The 20,801-nt window shown below is 70.8% G+C and carries 21 protein-coding genes; 13 read left to right on the top strand and 8 right to left on the bottom strand.

Annotated elements, in window-relative coordinates; genetic code table 11:
- Positions 1-11: 11 nt before the first annotated feature.
- From OHB44_RS17940 to OHB44_RS17930, 3 genes are all read right to left on the bottom strand, one after another.
- A complete protein-coding gene (locus OHB44_RS17940; protein WP_238685560.1) occupies positions 12-1,220 on the bottom strand; it encodes a low temperature requirement protein A in 1,209 nt (402 codons plus the stop codon).
- A gap of 126 nt (positions 1,221-1,346) precedes the next feature.
- Positions 1,347-2,303, bottom strand: a complete 957-nt coding sequence (locus OHB44_RS17935) for a 5'-3' exonuclease (protein ID WP_266302438.1) — start codon at positions 2,301-2,303, stop codon at positions 1,347-1,349.
- Between the two features lie 58 nt (positions 2,304-2,361).
- Entirely contained in the window at positions 2,362-2,763 is a 402-nt protein-coding gene (locus OHB44_RS17930; RefSeq protein WP_330437625.1) for a hypothetical protein, read from the bottom strand.
- A 360-nt stretch (positions 2,764-3,123) separates the two neighbouring features.
- On the opposite strand from OHB44_RS17930, the gene OHB44_RS17925 reads away from it, so the two are divergent.
- Entirely contained in the window at positions 3,124-3,618 is a 495-nt protein-coding gene (locus tag OHB44_RS17925) for a CAP family protein (RefSeq protein ID WP_238685562.1), read from the top strand.
- Between the two features lie 205 nt (positions 3,619-3,823).
- On the top strand, positions 3,824-4,702 hold the full coding sequence (locus OHB44_RS17920; protein ID WP_330437624.1) for a winged helix-turn-helix transcriptional regulator: 879 nt from the start codon (positions 3,824-3,826) through the stop codon (positions 4,700-4,702).
- A gap of 56 nt (positions 4,703-4,758) precedes the next feature.
- Here OHB44_RS17920 and OHB44_RS17915 read toward each other — a convergent pair whose 3' ends face one another.
- Positions 4,759-5,649 (bottom strand): LysR family transcriptional regulator, encoded by an 891-nt coding sequence (locus OHB44_RS17915; protein ID WP_238685564.1) that lies wholly within the window; start codon positions 5,647-5,649, stop codon positions 4,759-4,761.
- Between the two features lie 93 nt (positions 5,650-5,742).
- Between OHB44_RS17915 and OHB44_RS17910 the strand changes: the two genes are divergently transcribed.
- Complete coding sequence (locus OHB44_RS17910; protein ID WP_330437622.1) at positions 5,743-6,696, top strand: DMT family transporter; 954 nt, start codon at positions 5,743-5,745, stop codon at positions 6,694-6,696.
- A 38-nt stretch (positions 6,697-6,734) separates the two neighbouring features.
- On the top strand, positions 6,735-8,102 hold the full coding sequence (locus tag OHB44_RS17905; RefSeq protein WP_330437621.1) for an MFS transporter: 1,368 nt from the start codon (positions 6,735-6,737) through the stop codon (positions 8,100-8,102).
- Between the two features lie 99 nt (positions 8,103-8,201).
- Here OHB44_RS17905 and OHB44_RS17900 read toward each other — a convergent pair whose 3' ends face one another.
- Entirely contained in the window at positions 8,202-9,569 is a 1,368-nt protein-coding gene (locus OHB44_RS17900; protein WP_238685567.1) for a glycosyl hydrolase family 18 protein, read from the bottom strand.
- A gap of 202 nt (positions 9,570-9,771) precedes the next feature.
- Between OHB44_RS17900 and OHB44_RS17895 the strand changes: the two genes are divergently transcribed.
- The 3 genes from OHB44_RS17895 (at position 9,772) to OHB44_RS17885 (ending at position 12,640) form a co-directional block, all read left to right on the top strand.
- The gene (locus OHB44_RS17895; RefSeq protein WP_330437620.1) at positions 9,772-10,887 is read left to right on the top strand and encodes a M24 family metallopeptidase; all 1,116 of its coding nucleotides are present in this window, start codon (positions 9,772-9,774) and stop codon (positions 10,885-10,887) included.
- Positions 10,884-12,026, top strand: a complete 1,143-nt coding sequence (locus OHB44_RS17890) for an acyl-CoA dehydrogenase family protein (RefSeq protein ID WP_238685569.1) — start codon at positions 10,884-10,886, stop codon at positions 12,024-12,026. The genes OHB44_RS17895 and OHB44_RS17890 overlap by 4 nt, the downstream gene beginning before the upstream one ends.
- 107 nt (positions 12,027-12,133) lie before the next feature.
- Positions 12,134-12,640, top strand: a complete 507-nt coding sequence (locus OHB44_RS17885) for an Lrp/AsnC family transcriptional regulator (protein ID WP_091398289.1) — start codon at positions 12,134-12,136, stop codon at positions 12,638-12,640.
- On the opposite strand, the gene OHB44_RS17880 is transcribed toward OHB44_RS17885, so the two are convergent.
- Positions 12,570-13,181 carry a histidine phosphatase family protein gene (locus OHB44_RS17880; protein WP_210785778.1) on the bottom strand — a complete coding sequence of 204 codons (612 nt, stop codon included), beginning with the start codon at positions 13,179-13,181 and terminating at the stop codon, positions 12,570-12,572. The two genes, OHB44_RS17885 and OHB44_RS17880, sit on opposite strands and share 71 nt — an antisense overlap.
- Positions 13,182-13,338: 157 nt before the next feature.
- On the opposite strand from OHB44_RS17880, the gene OHB44_RS17875 reads away from it, so the two are divergent.
- Both OHB44_RS17875 and OHB44_RS17870 read left to right on the top strand, forming a co-directional pair.
- Positions 13,339-13,533, top strand: a complete 195-nt coding sequence (locus OHB44_RS17875; protein ID WP_088989634.1) for a CsbD family protein — start codon at positions 13,339-13,341, stop codon at positions 13,531-13,533.
- 673 nt (positions 13,534-14,206) lie between these two features.
- Positions 14,207-14,869, top strand: a complete 663-nt coding sequence (locus tag OHB44_RS17870; protein ID WP_145788528.1) for a polysaccharide deacetylase family protein — start codon at positions 14,207-14,209, stop codon at positions 14,867-14,869.
- Positions 14,870-14,872: 3 nt separating this feature from the next.
- Here the strand turns inward: OHB44_RS17870 and OHB44_RS17865 are convergent, their stop codons facing one another.
- On the bottom strand, positions 14,873-15,817 hold the full coding sequence (locus OHB44_RS17865; RefSeq protein WP_330437619.1) for an NADP-dependent oxidoreductase: 945 nt from the start codon (positions 15,815-15,817) through the stop codon (positions 14,873-14,875).
- Between the two features lie 113 nt (positions 15,818-15,930).
- Here OHB44_RS17865 and OHB44_RS17860 point away from each other — a divergent pair, with 113 nt between their 5' ends.
- Genes OHB44_RS17860 through OHB44_RS17850 form a run of 3 tightly spaced genes read left to right on the top strand, consistent with a single transcriptional unit; the run spans position 15,931 to position 18,148 of the window.
- Positions 15,931-16,479 (top strand): TetR/AcrR family transcriptional regulator, encoded by a 549-nt coding sequence (locus OHB44_RS17860; RefSeq protein ID WP_330437618.1) that lies wholly within the window; start codon positions 15,931-15,933, stop codon positions 16,477-16,479.
- 47 nt (positions 16,480-16,526) lie between these two features.
- A complete protein-coding gene (locus tag OHB44_RS17855) occupies positions 16,527-17,090 on the top strand; it encodes an RNA polymerase sigma factor (protein WP_330437617.1) in 564 nt (187 codons plus the stop codon).
- Positions 17,090-18,148 carry a hypothetical protein gene (locus tag OHB44_RS17850; RefSeq protein WP_330437616.1) on the top strand — a complete coding sequence of 353 codons (1,059 nt, stop codon included), beginning with the start codon at positions 17,090-17,092 and terminating at the stop codon, positions 18,146-18,148. Before OHB44_RS17855 ends, OHB44_RS17850 begins: the two co-directional genes overlap by 1 nt.
- Before the next feature lie 55 nt (positions 18,149-18,203).
- Here the strand turns inward: OHB44_RS17850 and OHB44_RS17845 are convergent, their stop codons facing one another.
- A complete protein-coding gene (locus OHB44_RS17845) occupies positions 18,204-19,595 on the bottom strand; it encodes a KamA family radical SAM protein (RefSeq protein ID WP_266302449.1) in 1,392 nt (463 codons plus the stop codon).
- A 153-nt stretch (positions 19,596-19,748) separates the two neighbouring features.
- On the opposite strand from OHB44_RS17845, the gene OHB44_RS17840 reads away from it, so the two are divergent.
- Positions 19,749-20,798, top strand: a complete 1,050-nt coding sequence (locus OHB44_RS17840) for a zinc-binding alcohol dehydrogenase (RefSeq protein WP_238685958.1) — start codon at positions 19,749-19,751, stop codon at positions 20,796-20,798.
- Positions 20,799-20,801: the final 3 nt, after the last annotated feature.

The raw sequence follows: 20,801 nt of genomic DNA, 5'->3' as shown, positions 1-20,801 counted from the left end.
GCGGGTGTGGTTCAGTGCGGGGGTGACGGGGCCTCCGGCGGCTTGCCGTGGCTACGCCGGAAGTCCGCGTAGGCCACGCCGACCAGCACCAGCAGCCCGCCGAGGGAGGCGAAGACCGGCGGCAGGTACAGCACGCCGGGGGCGATGGTCAGCAGCGCCAGCACCCCACCGGGTCGCGACCACGACACCCGGCTGAACACCTCGTACTCGAACGAGGCCCGGCCGGCCAGGAACAGAGCCGGGCCACCGAGGATCACCGCCAGCCAGGCCGGCGGCGTCCGCCCGGTCGGCTCGTGCAGCACCAGGTGGAAGCCGGCCGCCGTGGTGACCACGCCGGCGATCATCAACAGGTGGGTGTACGGCGCGCTGAACAGGAACTTGCTGGGCGACCGGGCTGCCTGGATCGCTGTCGGCAGCAGCTCGCCGGACTTGTGCACGTAGATCCGCCAGAGCAGCAGCGTGGTCAGGAACGCCACAGCGAAGGCCCCGATGTTCTCGGCCTCGTTGTGCTCCATGCTGAACATGGTGCCGATCGTCAGGATGGCGTCGCCGAGCGCGATGATGAAGAACTGCTGGTAGCGCTCGGAGAGATGCTCGGCGGTGACGTTGCGCTGCTTCTCGGGCACCACCCCGAGCCCCGGCACCGGGTACGCGAGGCGGAAGCCGGTGTAGTCGATGACGAGCGCGATGGCCCAGCACGCGATCCGGGCGTCCCCGCTGACGAAGGCGCCGATGAGCCACGGGATCGCCGACACTGCGAACCAGACGAAGATGCGGGCCGCCCGACGCTGGGTCTGCGGTTCGCGGCGTACCGCCGGCATCAGGAACAGGCCACGCCCGAGGTGGATCGCCACGTAGGTGCCGGCGAAGACGAGCCCCCGATCGTTGAACGCCTCCGGGATCGCCGTGGTCATCAGCAGCGCGCCGAACATCACCGCGCTGATCAGCAGCTTGATCTCGGTGCGTTCCGGGTTGTACAGGTCGGTGACCAGCGTGGTGATCGCCCAGGTCCACCAGACGGCGGCCAGCATGATCAGTGCCTCGGCGGCGCGGTGCCAGTCGAGCTGGTCGACCATTCCCCGTGAGATGAGCGCCAGCGCGACCACGTACACCAGGTCGAAGAAGAGTTCGAGGAGGGTGACCCGACGTGGGCCCTCCGGGTCGCGCACCGGCGGACCGCTGGCCCGTGGCGATCCGGGCTCCGGCGCGGCGAGGTGCACGGGATCTCCTGCGGAACCGCTCGACTCGATGGACCTGTCCGATCCACCTCTACGGACGGTAACGAGCGGGCGAACGCGGGATTCCGCGTTCGCCCGCTCGTCCCCCGACCGGGTCGTGTCGGGTGGTTACCGCGCTTGCGGGGATGTCGAGGGCTTCTCGCCGCCGCGAGGGGCGGCGAGGGCGTCGACGAGGCGGCGGGCCGAGCCGGCCAGGTTCCATCGTTGGGCGAGCTCGAGCAGCCGGTCCGGGTCGGCCGGCGCGCTCGGCAGCGCGGTGGGCAGCTCCGGCAGGGGCACGTCCAGGGCGACCCGGACCACCGTCGGCGCGACGCCCAGGTAGTCGCGGGCCGCGACCAGCTTGGCGCGCAGGCCCGGTGCGAAGGACGAGTCGGAGTCGTCGAGCGCGGCCAGGATGCCGGCGATGCTGCCGTAGCGTTCGATCAGCCGGGCGGCGGTCTTGTCGCCGACGCCGGCCACCCCGGGCAACCCGTCACTCGGGTCGCCGCGTAGCGCGGCGAAGTCGGCGTACCGGTCGGCGGGCACACCGTAGCGGGCCCGTACGGCGGCGTCGTCGCAGTCGTCGAGCTTGGCGACGCCGCGCCCGACGTAGAGCAGCCGGACCGGTCGGGCGTCGTCGACGAGTTGGAACAGGTCCCGGTCGCCGGAGACCACCTCCACCGGGCCGGGCTGGGTCACCGAGAGGGTGCCGAGCACGTCGTCCGCCTCGTAACCGGTCGCGCCGACCGCGGTGATGCCCACAGCGGTCAGCACCTCCAGGATCATCGGCACCTGCGGGGAGAGGGTGTCCGGAACGATCTCGCCGCCCTGCGGGGCGACCCGGTGCGCCTTGTACGACGGCAGCAGGTCCACCCGCCACGCCGGGCGCCAGTCGTAGTCCAGGGCGCAGATCATCCGGTCGGCGCCCCGCACCCGGATCAGGGTGGCGAGCATGTCGAGGAAGCCGCGCACCGCGTTGACCGGGGTGCCGTCCTCAGCCTTTGCTGCGGACTCCGGTATGCCGAAGTAGGCCCGGAAGTAGAGGCTGGCTGCGTCGATCAGCAGGATCGGGGGTCGGTGTGCCACGCCGGACAGCCTGGCACAACCGTCCGACGATCTGGTGTACGCCCGGCCGCCGGTGGTGTCAGCGTCGCTCGTCGGGCCGGTAGACGGTCTCCCGTCGGGCCAGGCGCTGCACGACGTAGCTGGTCACCAGCAGCAGGATGGCGACCACCACCTCGACCCAGGCCGCGACGCCGTCGGCGACGGTGACGCCGATGACCAGCAGGACCAGGCCGACGAGTGCGAGGACCCCGGCCCACAGTTGGCGGCGACGGCGGGTCGCCGCCCGGTTCGCCTGGTTCCCTGCCACGTCGGTCCTCCCGGTCGGGTCGCCCGCGCGGGCGTCCCGATCCCAGGCTAGGGGCCGCGGGGACGCGCGGGGCCGGAAAACGCAGGCGGAGCACCTGCCGGCCGGTGTGCCGAAGTCGTGACGAGGTGGGCAATCGGGTGGCGACGTAGCGTCGATGTCGTCAGCGAACGGCACCGGTCGACGGCGGGGTGTGAAATCGCCGTTGTGACAGAGAAGAGGAAATTCTCTGTCACGCCGCTGATGTCGTTCGGGTCTCAGACAGCGTGCCGCTGACGGTGCGTCCACGTCAGGGTGCCCCGGTCACCACCTGGGGCGGTGCGGCCAGGCCCGCTGCGGCATCTCCGCGTCGGTTCACCGGCGAAAGCCGGTGTTATCGCTTCTGTCATCAATCCATCACCTTCAGTGACGGCTCTTTCGTGTCTGCCGATGGAAGGCTGTCGATGGCCATCCGACCCGCTGTGTCAGCCGTCGAGGGCCGAGCCGCCCACCAGGGGCAGACATTCCGCCGTTCTTCTTCAGAAGAGGTGTCACGTCATGCGAGATGGATTCGCGGATCGAACCAACGACGAGTTCCTGCAAGAGGTGCTGAGCAAGGTCAACGAACTGCGGGCGCGGCACGGATCGTCGTTGCTCACCCTCGACCTGGAGCTCGTGGAGTACTCGAAGTCGCGGGCGTCCTTCATGGCCGAGAAGGGCAATCTCACCCACGAGGGTCTGCGACCGGACACCGGTGAGAACGGGTCGTGGGCGGGCGCCTCTACTGGCCCGACGGCAGGCTCCGGGACCGCTGCCGTCGACTCCTGGTACAGCGAGATCAGCAACTACGACTTCGCCACGGGGAAGGCCATCGACTCCACGAAGGCCATCGGGCACTTCACCGCGCTGGTCTGGAAGAACACCACGAAGCTGGGCGTGGGGCGGGTCGCCGGCCAGGGCGCGAAATGGTGGGAGACCTTCATCGTGGCCAACTTCTCGCCGCCCGGAAACATGGGAGGCCAGTACGTGATGAACGTGACGCCCGCGAGCTGAGACGCCGACCCCCGGCGGGCGTACCGGTGGTGACCGGTGCGCCCCCGGGGGTTGCCCCCGAACCGCCCTCAGGGCCGAGGCGACGGGCATGCCCGCCCCGCCCCGGCCCGTTCGTCGACGGGAATGTCGCCGTCCCCCGTTCGTCAAGCCGGCGCGTTCCAATCTGGAACGGACTATAGTCGGACGGGACCAATGGAGGTAGCGGGTGCGGCGAGAGGATCTCGCCGATGCGGACTGCGGCATCGCGCAGGCGCTCGGCGTACTGGGGGACTGGTGGACGTTCCTCATCGTGCGTGACGTCGCCGGCGGGACGACCCGCTTCGACGGGCTGCAACGCGAGCTGGGTGTCAGTCGGCGGGCGCTGACCGAGCGCCTCGGCGCGCTTGTCGAGCACGGTGTGCTGGAGCGCCGCCCGTACTCACGACACCCGCCGCGCTACGACTACCTGCTCACCGCGAGGGGCGAGGGGCTGTTGCCGGTGCTGATCGCGCTGCAGGAGTGGGGGACGAGGCATCTGATGGGCGACGGTGACGTGACCGCGACGGCCGACGCGGGTTCGGCCGAGGCGCGCCGAGCGCACGACCTGGTCGGCCGACGGTTGCCCGATGTCGTCCTGACCGCCGCCGACGGGCAACCGGTGGCGGTGGCCGCGACGCGTGCGTGGACGGTCCTCTACCTGTTCCCCGGGGCGTACGCGCCGGGAACGCACGGCTATCCGCCCGGCTGGGCGGAGATTCCCGGCGCCCGGGGATGCACCCTGGAGTCGACCACCTACGCCAAGCGTCACCCGGACTTCGTGACCGCCGACGTGCGCGTCTACGGCATCAGCACCCAGCGGCCCGACCAGCTCGCCGATTTCGCCGCGTACGCCGAACTGCCCTTCCCGTTGCTGTCCGATGAGGACGGCCGGCTGGCCGCCGGGCTGCTGCTGCCCGTCTTCCGCGCCGGTGGGATGACCCGGTTCAAGCGGCTGACCCTGCTGGTCGACCCGCAGGCGGTGGTCCGAGCCGTGCAGTTCCCGGTCTCCGACCCAGCGGGGTCGGTGGACGAGATGCTCACCCTGGTCCGCGCGCACCAGGTGTGAGCCCCCCACTTGGGTAGCTGTCCCAGGCAGTCCCGCCGCGCCCCCGAGATTGGCCCTCAGTCGGTTGCCGCGTGCCGCAGTGCGGCGAGCAATCCGTCGAGCGCCGGCTGGCCCAGCGATGTCTGCCGCACCGCCGCCTGGATCGCCCGTACGGGTTCCGGGTTGCGGATCTTGCGCATCACGACGCCGGGGTGCCGGTTGGCCAGCCCCAACTCCGGAATCAGACTGACGCCCAGGCCTGCGGCGACAAAGCCCTGCGCGGTGGCGTAATCCTCGCTCCGCGCCACCACGTTCGGCTGGAAGCCGGCCGCAGCGCAGCCGTCGAGGATGACATCGAGGCACGGGCCGGGACACTCGCTGCCGACCCACGGCTCACCAGCCAGATCGATCAGGTCGACGACCCGCTTCGAGGCGAGCCGGTGCCCCTTGGGTAGGGCGGCGCGATAGGGGTCGTCGAGCAGGTGGACCAGGTGGACGCCCTCCGGTGGCCGATCCGCGGATCTGACCACGATGGCCAGGTCGATCCGGCCCTGCGTCACCGCCGGCAGCGGGTCGGCGGGGTCGGTCATCCTGAGGTCGACCCGGACGCCCGGGTACGCCTGCCGGAGCCGAGCGAGCGCGGGTGCCATCAGGGTGGCTCCGGCGGTGGCAAAGTAGCCGATCGCCAGCCGCCCGGTACGCCCGGCCCGCAGATCGGCCAGCGCCGTCTCCGCCTCGGCCAGTTGCTTGCCGATGATGGCCGCGTGTTCGGTGAGCAGCCGTCCGGCAGCCGTCGGCCGTACGCCCCGGCCGACGCGCTCCAACAGCGCGATCCCGGCCTCCTTCTCGAGGGCCGCCACCTGCTGGCTGACCGCGGACGGGGTGTACCCGAGATCCGCCGCCGCTGCGGTCACCGAGCCCGTGGCAACCACCGCGCGGAGGACCTGCATGCGGCGTACGTCAATCATGTAGCTGAGCTTAACGGTCTCTGAAGAACCTTTCACTTGTCCTGTCGAGTCCGCTCCGGCAGCGTTCATGTCGATTCGACCGGGAGGCAAGAAGTGAACATTGGCGCACGTGGCGCGTTGGGACGGATGGCCGTGCTCGCGCTGCTGTGGGGCTCCGGCTTCCTCTGGATCAAGCTGGCCCTGAACAACGGTCTGACCCCCCTGCAGATCACCTTCGCGCGCTCCGCGCTCGGCGCGGCGGTCCTGCTGGGCCTGGCCTGGTCCGCACGCCAGCGAGTGCCCCGGGACCGGACGACCTGGTGCCATCTCGTCGTGGCCGCCTTCTTCTGCAACGCCCTGCCGTTCTTCCTCTTCAGCCTCGGCGAGCAGACCGTCGACTCCGGGCTGGCCGGCGTGCTGAACGCGACCACCCCGCTGTGGTCTCTGCTGATCGGCATCGGGATCGGGGCAGAACGGGGCCTGGGCCCGATCCGCCTGGGCGGGCTGCTGCTCGGCTTCGCCGGTACCTTGCTGATCTTCGCCCCCTGGCATGCGGCCGGGCTGCTGAGCTGGGGCACTCTTGCCCTACTCGGCGCGGCGGCGAGCTACGCCGTCGCCTTCGCCTACATGGCCCGAAAGCTCACCGGGAGGGGCACCGCCCCGATCGCCCTCGCCGCGGCCCAGCTTCTCACCGCCACCGCGCTGAGCGCGCTGGCCTTGCCAGCCGGCGGGATGGCACCACCGGAATTCAATCCGAAGGCCGTGATCGCGGTCGCCCTTCTCGGCATCCTCAGCACCGGATTCACCTTCTACCTCAGTTACCGGCTGATCGCGGACGAGGGGGCGACCAGCGCCGCCACCGTCGGGTACCTGCTGCCGATCGTCTCGGTGGCGCTGGGGGCGATCGTGCTCGATGAGCAAATCGGTCTGCGCGTCATCGCGGGGATGGTCGTCGTGTTCCTCGGTGTCGCGATGACCCGGCGACAGCAGCCGCCGCGATCGGTCAGCGAGGATGCCGCGACACCCGGCACCCATACCGCCCCCACCAGCAAGGCCGCTGCCGGATGACGGCGGTGCCGCGAACCCAAACACCGGATGAACGGATCATGCAACCCAACTCCCCGTGGCGAAACTCCGACTTCCGCGCCCTGTTCACCGCGACGAGCCTCAGCCAACTCGGCACCAACGTCGGGTACGTCGCCGTCCCGCTCATCGCCGTGTCTGCCCTCGACGCCCGTCCCGGCCAGGTCGGGGCACTGGCCACCCTGAGCACCGCCGCCTTCCTCCTCATCGGTCTTCCCGCCGGGGCCTGGGTGGACCGGATGCGCCATCGGCGCGTACTGATCACCGCTGACCTGGCCCGAGCCGCGCTGTTCGCCCTCATCCCGCTGGCCTGGTGGTGGGACGCCCTCACGCTCTGGCAGTTGTATCTGGTCGTCTTGTTGAACGGCTGCGCCACCGTCTTCAGCGATGTCGGCGCGCAGAGCGTGTTGCCGCGAGTCGTCGGCCGTGACGGCCTGGTCCAGGCGAACGCCGCCGTGGTGAGCCTGATAGCGGTCGGCAACATAGCCGGGCGGGGCGCGGGCGGGGCGCTGGTCCAGCTACTCAGCGCGCCCGTGGCGGTGGCGTGCGCGGCCGTGGGCTACCTGGCCTCGGCCCTTCGGCTCACCGCCATTCGCCGTACCCCGGCGTCGGCCGGGACGGGGCAAGCGACCCGGTTGAGCACACAGATCGCCGAAGGGCTGCAGCACGTCTTCAACAACCCGGAACTACGGGCCCTCGCGCTCACCGCAACCCTGTCCAACCTCGGTTCGCAGATCATCAATACCATGCTTCCGGTGCTGTTCATCCGGGAACTCGGCCTCCCGGCCGGCGCGCTGGGTCTGTTCTGGGCGGTGGGCGGGGCCGGCCTGCTGCTGGGGTCCCGCTGCGCTCGCCCCATCGCCGGACGGCTCGGCTACGGCCGCGCGCTCGGTCTCGTCGGCCTGTGCCTGGCGCCCGCCGGACTGCTCGTACCGCTCATCGACCGGGGCCCCTGGTTATGGCTCGCCGGGACCGGATGGCTGCTCGCCCTGTTCAAGACGGGCATGGACAACGTACTCGGCGTCAGCCTGCGACAGCGGATGACACCGGACTCCCTCCTCGGCAGGATGAACGCCACCTTCCGCTTCCTGCTCACCGGCGCACTCGCGATCGGCGCCGCCGTGGCCGGACTGATCGGCGAGTTGGCCACCGCGCACGCCACGCTCTGGGTAGGGGGTGCCGTGCTGACGGTGGCCTTCCTGCCCGTGTTTCTCTCGCCCCTTCGCATTCGCCGCGACTTGCCAGAATCGCCGGCGGGCAAGGACGACGACGGCGCCGATCAGCGAACCGGGTCCCCGGCGCTGGCCGGTGCGAACCGTCCGGTGGCTGAAACGCCGGGTCTGTTGTCAGGTCCACCATCGCCGAACACTGACCGCGCCATGATCAAGTAATTGGCGAGCTGGGACAGCAACCCCAGCGCGGGGCCGGTTGAGGAAGGGCCTCTTGTTGACGTACGTACTCAACAAGAGGCCCTTCCTCAACCCTTACCGTCAGGCCGGGAGCGTCCAGCGCTGGTTGGCGCCGGCGAAGCAGTCCCAGATCTGCAACCGGGTGCCGTCGGCGGAGCTGTTGTCGCTGGCGTCGAGGCACTTGTTCGACTGCGGGTTGCGCAGCGTGCCGTTGGACTGCGCCTGCCAGACCTGCGCGCCGCTGCCGTTGCAGTCCCAGAGTTGGACCTTCGCGCCGTTGGCGGTGGAGCCGCTGGTGATGTCGGCGCACTTGCCGAGGGCGCGCAGCGTGCTGTCGCTGGCCACGGTCCAGGTCTGCGCGTTGGTGCCGTTGCAGCCCCAGAGCTGGACGGCGGCGCCGTTGGCGGTGCTCGCCGAGGCCACGTCGACGCACTTGCCGGCGATCCCGGTGATCTGACCGGTACGACCGGTCGGCGGCGGGGTGGTGCCGCCCATGATGGTGTCGTACATGGCGCTGAGCAGTGAGGTCGAGCCGCTGGTGTCCTGCGACAGCTCCCAGTTCATCACGCCGCCGGCGTTTGCGAGGGCCCACTGCGTCTTGCGCTTGACTGTCGGAATGCCGTTCCAGCACTGCTGGCTGCCGCCGATGGTGGCGCAGTCCCGGTTGGCGTTCGCCGGGTCGAGTCCGACCAGGTACGAGTAGTTGTAGTAGACGGGGCGGCTGTAGAACGGGATGCCGAGGACTGCCTTGCTGGCTGGCAGGCCGCGGGCCTTCCACAGGTTGATGCTGTTGATCGACCAGTCGTAGTTGGCGTGCGGGCTGCCGCCGTCGTACGCCATGATGTTGAGCCAGTCGACCTGGTTGAACACCGCCGTCTGGACGCCCTGGACGCTGCCGCCCTCGCTGACCACGGCGGCGGTGAGCAGCTTGCCGCGACTGTGCAGGGCGCTGCTGAGCTGCGTCATGAGCGCCGTGTAGTTGTTGGCCGAGGCGCCCGGGTCGGGGTACTCCCAGTCCATGTCGACGCCGTCGAGGTTGTACTGGTTGACGAAGTTGATCAGGTTGTTGACGAAGTTGGTGCGGCTGGTGGCGTTGGCGGCGAGCGTCTCGAAGGCCGAGTCGTTGCCGTCGTTCCAGCCGCCGACGGCGATGGAGACCTTGACGTTGTTGGCGTGCCCCTGCGAGACCAGCGAGGAGAGCCGCGCCCCGTCCACCCCTTGCAGGGTGCCGTTGCTGTTGGGCAGGACGAAGGCGTAGTTGATGTGGGTGAGCTTGTTGTACTGGATGGTGTTGATGTTGCCGGCCCAGGAGGGCATGTAGCCGACGCTCTTGAAGTTGTTCGGCAGCACCACGGCCTGCGCGGGGGCGCTGGTGACGGTGAGGGTGGCGCCGGCGGTGGCCAGCGCGAGCAGGCCGGCGGCGAGGGCGCGGCGCAGTGGTGAGGACATCGGGGGCCTTCCCGTGGGCGGGGGACGACACCCGCCCGCGCAGGGTTGTCGCGGGCGGGGGGTGCGGGGACGCAGGGACGGGTGGGCCTCGAGGCAGCCAAATCTTAAAGAGTGTTAACTGTCCGCGTCAATCAACGTCGATGGCTTTTCCGACGATCGGTGTCGATATGGGGTTTGCCCAAACGACCGTTAAGCTGACGGGGTGGGACTCGACGAGCTGTATCCGCCGGATCGGTTGATCGCCGCGCAGCGCGCGACTGCCGCCGCCGGCCTGGACGCCCTCCTGCTCACGCCCGGCTCCGACCTGCGGTATCTGACCGGGTACGACGCCCACGCGGGGGAGCGGCTCACCTGCCTGGTGCTGCCCGCCGAGGGTGAGCCGACCCTCGTCGTGCCCCGGCTCGAACGCCCGGCCGCCGAGGCGTCCCCCGCGCCGGCGACCGGAGTGCGCATCGTCGACCACGTCGACGGCACCGACCCGTACCCTCTGGTCGTCGCCGCCCTCGACGGCCCGGTCGCCGCGGTCGGGCTCGCCGACCGGATGTGGGCCGAGCAGGTCCTCGGCCTGCGCGCGGCGCTGCCCGACGCCGCGCAACGGCTCGCCGGGGAGGTACTGCGCGAGTTGCGGATCCGCAAGTCCCCGGCGGAGGTCGCGGCGCTCGCCGATGCTGGCGCGGCGATCGACGAGGTGCACCTGCGGATGGGCGAGTGGCTGCGCCCCGGTCGCACCGAGGCCGAGGTCGCCACCGACATCGCCGCGGCGATCCGCGCCGCCGGGCACGTCACCGTCGACTTCGTCATCGTGGCGGCCGGGCCCAACGGCGCCAGCCCGCACCACGGCACCTCCAACCGTCCCATCGGCGTCGGCGAGCCGGTGGTGGTCGACATCGGCGGCACCATGGCATCGGGCTACCGCTCGGACTGCACCCGCACCTACCTGGCCGGCGGGTCGGCGCCAGCCGACTTCCTGGACTACTACGCGGTGCTGCGCGACGCCCAACGCGCCGCCGTCGAGGCGGTGCGCCCCGGGATCACCGCCGCGGCGGCCGACGCCGCGGCCCGCACGCCGATCGCCGCCGCCGGCTACGGTCCCGCGTTCCTGCACCGCACCGGCCACGGCATCGGCCTGGACGGGCACGAGGAGCCGTACCTGGTGGCCGGCAACGACCGACCACTCGACGCCGGCCTGGCGTTCTCCATCGAACCGGGCATCTACCTGGCGGGCCGGCACGGCGCCCGCATCGAGGACATCGTCGTCTGCACGACGGACGGCGTGCAACGGCTCAACACCACCCCCACGGAGCTCATCGCGCTATGACTGTCGACCGGATCCTCCCCACCGACGAGGCCCACGACCTGCTGGGTCTCGCCACCGAGCTCGCCGACGGCGAACTCGCGCCGAAGGCCGCGGCCTTCGAGGAACGCGCCGAGTTCCCCCGCGAGGTGCTGCGCACGCTGGGCCGCGCCGGCCTGCTCGGCCTGCCCTACCCCGAGGAGCACGGCGGAGCGGCGCAACCGTACGAGGTGTACCTGCAGGTGCTGGAGATCCTGGCCAGCCGCTGGCTCGCCGTCGCCGAAGCGGTCAGCGTGCACACCCTGTCCTGCTACCCGGTGGCGGCTTTCGGCAGCGACGAGCAGCGCAAGCTGCTGCCGGACATGCTCGGTGGCGAGTTGCTGGGCGCGTACTGCCTCTCCGAGCCGCAGGGTGGCTCGGACGCGGCGGCGCTGACCACCCGGGCGGATCGTGACGGGGACGCCTACCTGGTCTCCGGCACCAAGGCGTGGATCACCCACGCCCACGCCGCCGACTTCTACAACGTCTTCTGCCGCACCGGAGGGCCCGGCCCGAAGGGGATCTCCTGCCTGCTCGCCGACGCGGGCACCGCCGGCATCGCCCCGCAGGCGGCCGAGCGGACGATGGGGCTGCGCGCCTCCCCGGTGGCGCAGATCGCCTTCGACGAGGCGCGGGTGCCGGCCGACCGGTTGATCGGCGGTGAGGGGATGGGCTTCACCATCGCGATGTCCGCGCTGGACTCCGGCCGCCTGGGCATCGCGGCGTGCGCTGTCGGGCTGGCCCAGGCCGCCCTGGACTACGCGGTCTCCTACGCCCGGGAGCGGCAGCAGTTCGGGCGCTCCATCATCGACTTTCAGGGGTTGGGGTTCCTCCTCGCCGACGCGGCCACCCAGATCTCCGCCGCCCGCGCGCTGACCCTGGCGGCGGCCCGGCTGCGTGACGCCGGCCGCCCGTACTCGATCGAGGCGGCCAAGGCGAAGCTGTTCGCCACGGACATGGCGATGCGGGTGACCACCGACGCGGTGCAGGTGCTCGGCGGCGCGGGTTACGTGGCCGACCACCCGGTGGAGCGGTACATGCGTGAGGCGAAGGTGTTGCAGATCGTGGAGGGCACCAATCAGATCCAGCGGATGGTGATCTCCCGGGCGCTGGCCAAGGGCTGACGACGGCACGCGGTGGTGGGGCCGCGGTGGGTGCGTCACGGCCCACCGCGGTCCGCCACTCGGGTACCTCGTCGCCGTGCGACGGTTTTCCCGGTAGGTTGCACGCCGTGGAGGAGATCGACCGCGCTATCGTCGCCGCGCTGACCGCCGACGGCCGTCTGTCGTACACCGACCTGGCCGAGCGGGTGGGGCTGTCGGTGTCCGCCGTGCACCAGCGGGTCCGTCGGCTGGAGCAGCGCGGGGTGATCAAGGGGTACGCCGCCCGGGTGTCGTTCGAGGCGCTGGACCTGCCGCTGACCGCGTTCGTGGCGATCCGGCCGTTCGATCCGTCGCAGCCGGACGACGCACCGGAGCGACTGGCCCACCTGCCGGAGATCGACTCCTGCTATTCGGTGGCGGGGGAGGACTTCTACCTGCTGCTGGTGCGGGTGGCCAGCCCCACCGACCTGGAACGGGTGCTCCAGGAGATCCGCACCTCGGCGAACGTCACGACCCGGACGACTGTGGTGTTGTCCACGCCGTACGAGAACCGGCCGCCGAAGATCAGCTCTGCGGCACCGAGTCGGTCGCGGTCCCGGGCGCCGGAGGAGCCGGCTGGTTCCACCGCAGGATGACCTGCCGGCCGTGTTCGTGACCGAGCGCGCTGACCGTGGCGGTGTCCAGGCGTAGCCGCCCACCGGCGGACGGGGGCAGGCCGATCCAGCGGGCGCCGAGCACCCGCAGGCTGTGCGCGTGCCCGACCAGCGCGACGGTGCCACGGTCGAGCAGGGGGGTGACGCGGGCCAGCACCCGGTCGAGCCGTTCGCCCACCTGCGCGGGGGACTCGCCGCCGGGGCAGCCGTCGGTCCAGATGTTCCAGTGCGGATCGTCGTCGTGGATGTCGACGGTGGTGCGGCCCTCGTACTCGCCGTAGTTCCACTCGCTGAGGTCCTCGTCGACGGCGTCGACGGTGAGCCCGGCCAGCTGCGCGGTGCGCAGCGCACGGGAGCGGGGGCTGGTCAGCACTGTGACGAAGCGCCGGCCGGCCAGGAACGCGGCCAGGGTGCGCGCCTGTCGCTCGCCGTCGGGTGTCAGCTCCAGGTCGGTGTACGAGGTGTGCCGCAGGCTGGCGCTCCAGGTGGTCTCGCCGTGCCGGATCAGCAGGAGCTCTCCCATGCGGTCAGTTAACCATCGTGGGGCGGTGCCGACAGGAGACCCTCCCACTACCTATCTTCCTAGGATGCCTTAGCGGGTGTGCCGACCGACACTGCCGGTTTCGGCACCCGGAGACCGGGCAAGCGAGCCAGGACAACCGCCAGACCGAGGAGGCGCGATGAGCTTCACCGAGAAGGCAAAGAACAAGGTTGAGCAGATGGCCGGCGCCGCGAGGGAGCGCGTCGGCGACATGACCGACAACGAGCGGATGCGTGGCGAGGGCGCCAGCCAGCAGAGCGACGCGCGCGCCAAGCAGGCCGGTCAGAACGTCAAGGACGCTGGTCGCAACGTGAAGGACTCGTTCACGAAGTGACCTGAGCGGTCCATGGGTCCCCGGGCGCACCGTCGCCCGGGGACCCGTCGTGCTGCGTTCCCTGGTGCTGGCGGCGTTGGCCCTTTTTCCTGCTCGGCGTGGCGGCACCATGAACGCCCCGCGCAGTTCTGCGTGGCCAACTGCGGTGGCGGCCTCGGCACCCTCTCGGGCGGGAGAACCCTTGGTGAGCCATATACCTGGGAGTCATATTTATGCCTCTGAGGTATATCGCTTACCGGAGCGGCACCGCCCCGACGCGCGACGCGCGCAAGGCCCGCGTCGCCAGGGGCCACTGCCTGCTCTGGACGAGGTGGGCGAGGTGCGTCCGCCGGCGTTCGGGACGGTGCGCGCGGGACAGTGAGGCGCTTTCGCGTCTGCGATGATCTGCGGCGTGATCCGACCCCGCCTCCGCCCATTGTGGTGCGGCGTACTGGTTGCGGCTGCCGTTGTCGGCAGTGTCGCGTGCACGGCCTCCCGGGTTCCACCGCCGGAGGGGCCGGTCTTCGTCGGCTCGTCCGCCTCCGCCTCCGCCTCCGCCTCCGCGGCCGCGCCGCAGGCCGGCGCATCGCAGGCGGTTCCGACGCCGACGGCTGCCGCCACTCCAGAGAGTGCCCCGACGCCGACGGTTGCGGCTGCTGTCCCGGGGGCGACGCGGGTGGGGAGCAGGGCGCCGGTGGTGGATCACGGGCCGCGTACCGGCGCCACTGTCGCGCTGACCTTCGACGCGGACATGACCGACGGGATGTTGGCCAGCCTCCGGGCCGGCCGGGTGAAGTCGTACGCGAACCTGCGCATCCTCGACCTGCTGGAGCGCGAGCAGGTGCCGGCGACGTTCTTCCTGACCGGCAAGTGGGTCAAGCGGTATCCGGACGTGACCCGGCGGATCGCCGGCAACCCGCGCTTCGAGTTGGCCAACCACACCTACGGGCACGCGGCGTTCACCGCCGACTGTTACGACCTGCCCCGGCTGCCGGTCGACGAGCTGGCCGGCGATGTGGCGAAGACGTTCGAGGTGATCGCGCCGTACGGGGGTCGGCAGACCCGGTACTTCCGGTTTCCGGGGTTGTGCCACGACGCGGCGGCGTTGGACGCGTTGGCGCCGCTGGGTGTGACGGTGGTCGACGGGGACGTGGTGAGCGGCGATCCGTTCGCGACGGCGTGGAAGCCGTTGGTGCGGGCGGTGTTGGACCACGTACGCCCCGGCTCAGTCGTGATCATGCATGTGACCGAGGCGAACGCGGCGATGACGGATGAGGCGTTGCCGCACATCCTGGCGGGGTTACGGGAGCGAGGGCTGGTGCCGGCGCCGTTGTCCGAGGTGCTGGCCGAGGGCTGAGGCTCAGCTTTCCTGCACGTCGTCGACGGTCAGGACGATCTTTCCGCGGCGGGATCCGTGCTCGGCCGTCTGGTGCGCGTCGTCCGCCTTCTCGAGCGGGAAGGTCGCTTCGATGGGCACCCTGAACCGGCCCTCGGTGAACAGTTCGGCTGCGGCGGGCAGGCCGTGGCGGCCGTCGGGTTCGCCGGCCAGTTGCCCCATGGACAGGCGGACGCCGTGGGTGGGCGCGGTGAAGTCGGCCAGGGTGAGCACCGCTGTCGGGTCGCCGGTGAGGTGGAGCAGTTCGGGCAGGGACCCGGCGCCGGCGACGTCGAGGGCGCGGTCGATCCGGGTCACGCCCAGGGCGTCGAGGCGGCCTGTGAGGTCGGGGCCGTAGGTGACCGGTGTCGTCCCGAGCTGGCGGAGGAAGTCGTGGTTGTCGGCGCGGGCGGTGCCGATGACGTGGACGCCGCGGGCGGTGGCGAGTTGGACGGCGGTGCTGCCGACGCCACCGGCGGCGCCGTCGACGAGGAGCGTCATGCCGGGCCGTAGGTCCAGCAGGTCGAGGGCACGGGTGGCGGTCTCGATGCTGGTGCCCGCCGCGCCCGCCTGGGCCCAGGGCATGGCGGTGGGCTTGTGCGCCCAGAGCTGTAGTACCGCGAACTGTGCGCTCGCGCCGCCGAGTCTGGCCAGCTCGACTATGCCGAAGACATGGTCGCCGAGGGTGACCCCGTCGACGTCGTCGCCGATCTCGTCGACGATGCCGGCCGCGTCGACGCCGGGGATGTGTGGCAGCGGCAGTTGGGCGCTCATCGGGGTGCGGCCGGAGCGGAGGCCGATGTCGACGGGGGAGACGCCGGCGGCCTGGACGCGGATGCGGATCTGGCCGGCCCGGGGCCGTGGCGCGTGAGTGGTCCCGAGGTGCAGTACCTCGGGGCCGCCGAACCGGTCGTACTGCACGGCGAACATCAGGGGCTCCTCTGCCTGGGAAGACGGGGTGATGGTCGTACCGTAGGCCGGAAACGGAGCGGCCGTTCCGCTGTGGGGTCAAGTGAGAGGGAGGGCGGTCGGAGATGTCTCAGATGCAGCGTGCCGATGCCCGGTTCAACCGTGACCGGGTGGTGGCGGCGGCACGGGAGGCGTTCGCGTCGGCGGGGCTCGAGGTGCCCATGCGGGAGGTGGCGCGACGGGCGGGGGTAGGTGTGGCGACCCTGTACCGGCACTTCCCGACGCGTACGGAGTTGGTCGCGACGGTCCTGGCCGAGCGGGTGGACGACTGCGGTGTGCGGATGCGCCGCGCGCTCGACGACCCGGACCCGTGGCGGGCGTTGTCCGGCGTGGTGCGCGAGTTCGCCGAGCGGCAGATCCACGACCGGGCGCTCAACGAGGCGTTGTTGGGGCCGGGTGAGGTGAGTGCGGCGTTTCAGCGGGAGCGGCGGGAGCACGCGCAGGCGTTGAACGTGCTGGTCGGGCGGGCCCGGGCGGCGGGTGTGCTGCGCGACGGCGTCGACGTGGACGACGTGCGGGCCGGTCTGCTGGCCATCGCGTCGCTACGGCGGTTGCCGGCTACGACGAGCTCCCGGGTGATCGGTAGGGTCGCCGATCTGGTGCTCGCCGGTCTCCGCGCCTGACTGGTGTGGGCTGTCACGGTTGTCGTCGCACCGGACATGGACTGGATGTGAGCTCAGGGACAGAGCAGGACGAGGGCCGCTTCCGGCGGGTCTACGCCGAGGACTTCGAGGCGCTGTTGGCGTACGCGTTGCGTCGGGTCGCGCATCCGGAGGATGCGGCTGACGTCGTCGCGGAGACCTTCCTGGTGGCGTGGCGTCGCCGGCAGGACATTCCGGACGGCGGTGAGGCTCGGCTGTGGCTGTACGGGGTGGCCCGGCGGGTGTTGGCCAACCAGCACCGTGGTGGTGTTCGGCGGCAGCGCCTCGGGGAGCGGTTGCGCCAGCAGATCGTGGTTTCGGTGGCCGATCCGGGGAGTGAGGTGCCGGAGCGGCTTGCGGTTCGGGCGGCGTTGGCGGGCCTGGCCGAGGTGGACCGGGAGGTGCTGATGCTGACCGTGTGGGAGGGTCTGCGGCCGCATGAGGTGGCTGCGGTGCTGGGGGTGGGTTCCGCCGTGGTTCGGACCCGGTTGTCGCGGGCGAGGGCGAGGTTGCGGGGGCTGGTCGGTGACGACCCGGGGCCGCCCGGACATGTGCTGGATGTGTTGACCGCGCCTACCCGTACGGAGGACTGATGAGCGGCGATGAGCGTGTTGACCGGCTGGTTCGGGATGCCGACCCGGGTGGGCTCGGTGGCGTCGGGGACCTCGCAGGGGTGAAGCGAGCCCTCTTGGAGGAGATCGTGTCCGAGTCGGGGGTCGAGGGCGGTGCCGGTATTGCGCGGCGGCGGTTGCGGGTGCGTCGCTTCGCGGGCGTGGTGACGGCGGCAGCGGTGCTCATGAGCGTCGTGCCGGCCTCCATGGTGTTGCGGGGGCAGGCCGAGGGCGGTGGGGTTTCTCCGATTGTCACCCCGGCCGAGGGGGTCGTCTTTTCGCCGTTGGTGCTGGCGGCGGCGGAGCGGAACCCGCGGCTGCTGATCGATCGGCCTGGCTGGAAGGTGACTGATCTGTCGGGGTTCACCGAGGAGCTGGGCATGATCCGTTTTCGCCGGGGTGAGCGGGAGTTGGAGATGAACTGGTTTTCGGCGTGGGTGTACACGTATCGCTATTCCGATCGGCTGGCCGACGGTCCTCCGAAGTCGGTGCGGGTCGCTGGTTGGCCGGGTGATCTGTTCCAGAACCTCAACGGTGATTTCACGGTGCTGTTGCGTCCCCACGACGACGTGGTGGTGGAGATGAGCACCTCCGGGAACTGGTCGCGTGAGGACCTGGACAGGGTTCTCGCGGACATCGTCCGGGTGGACGCGCGGACGTGGTTGGCCGCGCTTCCGGCGGAGATGGTCGTGCCGGTGGGGGAGAGGGCGGCGAAGGTGCTCGTCGATGTGCCGCTGCCGCCCGGGTTCGACGTCGCGGCGCTGGAGGACATCGGCGTGAGTGACTCGTACCAGTTCGGTGTGGGTGTGACGTCCCGGGTCGGCTGCGGGTGGATCGCGGAGTGGCAGCGGGCGAGGGCGAGTGGGGACGAGGCCGGGGTGCGGCGGGCCGCCGACGCGTTGCGGAGCAGTCACGGGTGGCGGGTGCTGCGGGACATGGACAAGGCCGGTGACTGGCCGGAGGTGTTCTGGGAGTACGCCGACGAGATTTCGGCTGGGACCCTGCGACCCTCCTACGTCCCGGGCTTGGGCTGCCAGTGACGGAAGACAGCGGCGCCCCCGGGAAGACCACCCCGGGGGCGCCGCTGTCGGTGGGTCAGTCGTCGCGGTGGTCGTGCCACCACTGCTGGCCACCCTCGGGCAGGGTGTCGATCGGGTCGTAGTAGGCGTAGCGCTTGTTGAGCGCCTCCAGGTCGGCGGATTCGATGGAGGTGCGGTAGTTCTTCGTCCAGTAGGAGATGCCGCGCTCACGGTCGTAGTCGGTGAGCATGTGCACCCAGCGCTTGCCGACGAAGGGGACGTCGCAGACGATGCGGGGGGTGGCGTAGCCGGGGAGGTAGCCCATGATGTCGTGTTGGAGTTGTTGGGCGTGCCAGACCGGGACCCGCCAGTGTTCGGCGTTGGGGATCATGTCGCACATGTAGAAGTAGTACGGCAGGATCCCGGCTTCGCCTTGGAGGGCGAAGCAGAGGTCGAGTAGTTCCGGGGTGGTGGCGTTGACGCCGCGCATGAGCACGCCCTGGTTGCGGACGTCGCGGACGCCGACGTCGAGGGCGGTCTGGGCGGCCTTGGCGACCAGTGGGGTGAGCGACTGGGCGTGGTTGACGTGGGTGTGGATGGCGAGGTTGACGCCGCGGCGGGCGGCGGTGCGGGCCACCCGCTCCAGGCCCTCGACGACGTCGGGCTGCAGCCAGTGTTGGGGTAGGCCCATGAGGGCCTTGGTGGCGAGCCGGATGTCGCGGACCGTGTCCAGTTCCAGCAGGCGCATGAGGTACGACTCGAGGTTGCGCCAGGGGACGTTGGCCACGTCGCCGCCGGAGACGACCACGTCGCGGACGCCGGGGTGGGCCTTGAGGTAGGCGATGTGGGCGTCGTAGCGGTCGACGGGCTTGAGGGTGAGTTTGAGTTTGTCGACGGCGGGGGTGGAGTTGCCGACGAGGTCCATGCGGGTGCAGTGCCCGCAGTACTGGGGGCAGGTGGAGAGCAGTTCGGCGAGGACCTTGGTCGGGTAGCGGTGGGTGAGCCCTTCGGCGACCCACATGTCGTGCTCGTGGAGGCTGTCGCGGCTGGCGTAGGGGTGTGAGGGCCAGTCGGTGCGTCGGTCGGAGGCGACCGGGATCATGTAGCGGCGGATGGGGTCGGCGAGCAGCGCCTCGGTGGTGAGGGTCGCGAACGGCACCATCGTGTTGATCATTTGTGGTGGCACCAGCATGGACATGGTGGCCAGGGCCAACTGGTCGGCCTCGAGGTCGGCGTAGAAGGTTTCGTCGATCAGGTCACCGAAGACGGCGCGGAGCTGCTTGATGTTCTTCACGCAGTTGACGCGCTGCCACTGGGCGGATTCCCACTGGTCGCGGGTGACGTGGCGCCAGCCGGGGAAGCGGGTCCAGTCGGGTTCGACCAGGGGGCGGCGGTGGTATTCGTAGGGCTGCCCGGCGGTCGGTGTGGCGGCCGGGACGTGACGGGGGTGCGGGATGGTCTGGGTCACGGCCCCTCCTCGGTGTTACGGCTGATCATCGGAGCCCGAAGGCTACTGGAAAATATTCGGTACAGAAACTAGTCTGCCGTAAGTTTTCCCGTTACGCGAGCCTTGACCGGGGCTTCGGACGGCTGTCAGGGGGAGGTTGGCGTGACGTCACCGGTGGGACTGCACCGCGTCGTGCAACCGGCGGGGGTGCTGCCGCAGGCGGCCTGGCGCCTGGACACGTCGGCGGCGATCGCGCCGAACGAGGTGCGGATCCGGGTGCAGCGGCTCAACCTGGACGCGGCGAGCTTCCGGCAGTTGTCCGAGAAGCACGGCGGGGACGGTGACGCGGTCCGCGCCGAGGTGCTGGAGATCATCGCGACCCGGGGGAAGATGCAGAACCCGGTGACCGGTTCCGGCGGGATGTTGATCGGCACGGTCGAGGAGGCCGGTCGGCGGTCTCCGCTGGGGCTGAGGGCGGGGCAGCAGGTCGCGACGCTGGTGTCGTTGACGTTGACGCCCCTGGTGATCACCGATGGGTTGGCCCGTTGGGACGGGCGCAGCGAGCAGGTGCCCTGCGACGGGTGGGCGATCCTGTTCGCGCGCTCCATCGCCGCTGTGCTGCCCGACGGCGAGGACCCGCAGTTGTCCCTCGCCGTGCTGGACGTGTGCGGGGCGCCCGCGCTGACCGCCCGGGTGGTGTCGCGCTACGTCGAGGAGCGTCGGCGTAGCGGTGATCCGACGCCGGTGCGGGTCGCGGTGATCGGTGGGGCGGGTAAGAGCGGGTCGCTGTCACTGGCGGCGGCGCGACGGGCGGGCGCCGCGCGTACCGTCGGGGTGGTGCCGGTGGCGGCCGAGCGCGATGCGCTGACGGCCGCCGGTCTGGCGTCGGTGGTGGCGTTGGCCGACGCACGTGACCCGGTGGGGTTGTCCACCGCGGTGACCACGGCGCTGGGGGTGCCGGCGGACGTGACGGTGGTCTGCGTGGACGTGCCGGGGTGTGAGCACGGGGCGGTGCTGGCCACCGCCGACGGCGGGACGGTGATCTTCTTCTCGATGGCGACGAGCTTCTCCGCGGCCGCGTTGGGCGCGGAGGGGTTGGCGGCGGACGTGACGATGCTGGTGGGCAACGGGTACGTGCCGGGGCACGCGGAGTTGGCGTTGGGGCTGCTGCGGGCCGAGCCTGGGGTGCGTCAGCTGTTCGCGGCGCGGGTCGCGGCAGACTGAGGT

It is taken from the genome of Micromonospora sp. NBC_00821 (genome assembly GCF_036347035.1).
GTDB lineage: Bacteria > Actinomycetota > Actinomycetes > Mycobacteriales > Micromonosporaceae > Micromonospora > Micromonospora hortensis.
Note: the sequence above shows the minus strand (reverse complement) of the source record. Positions and strands in the feature narration are given on the sequence as shown.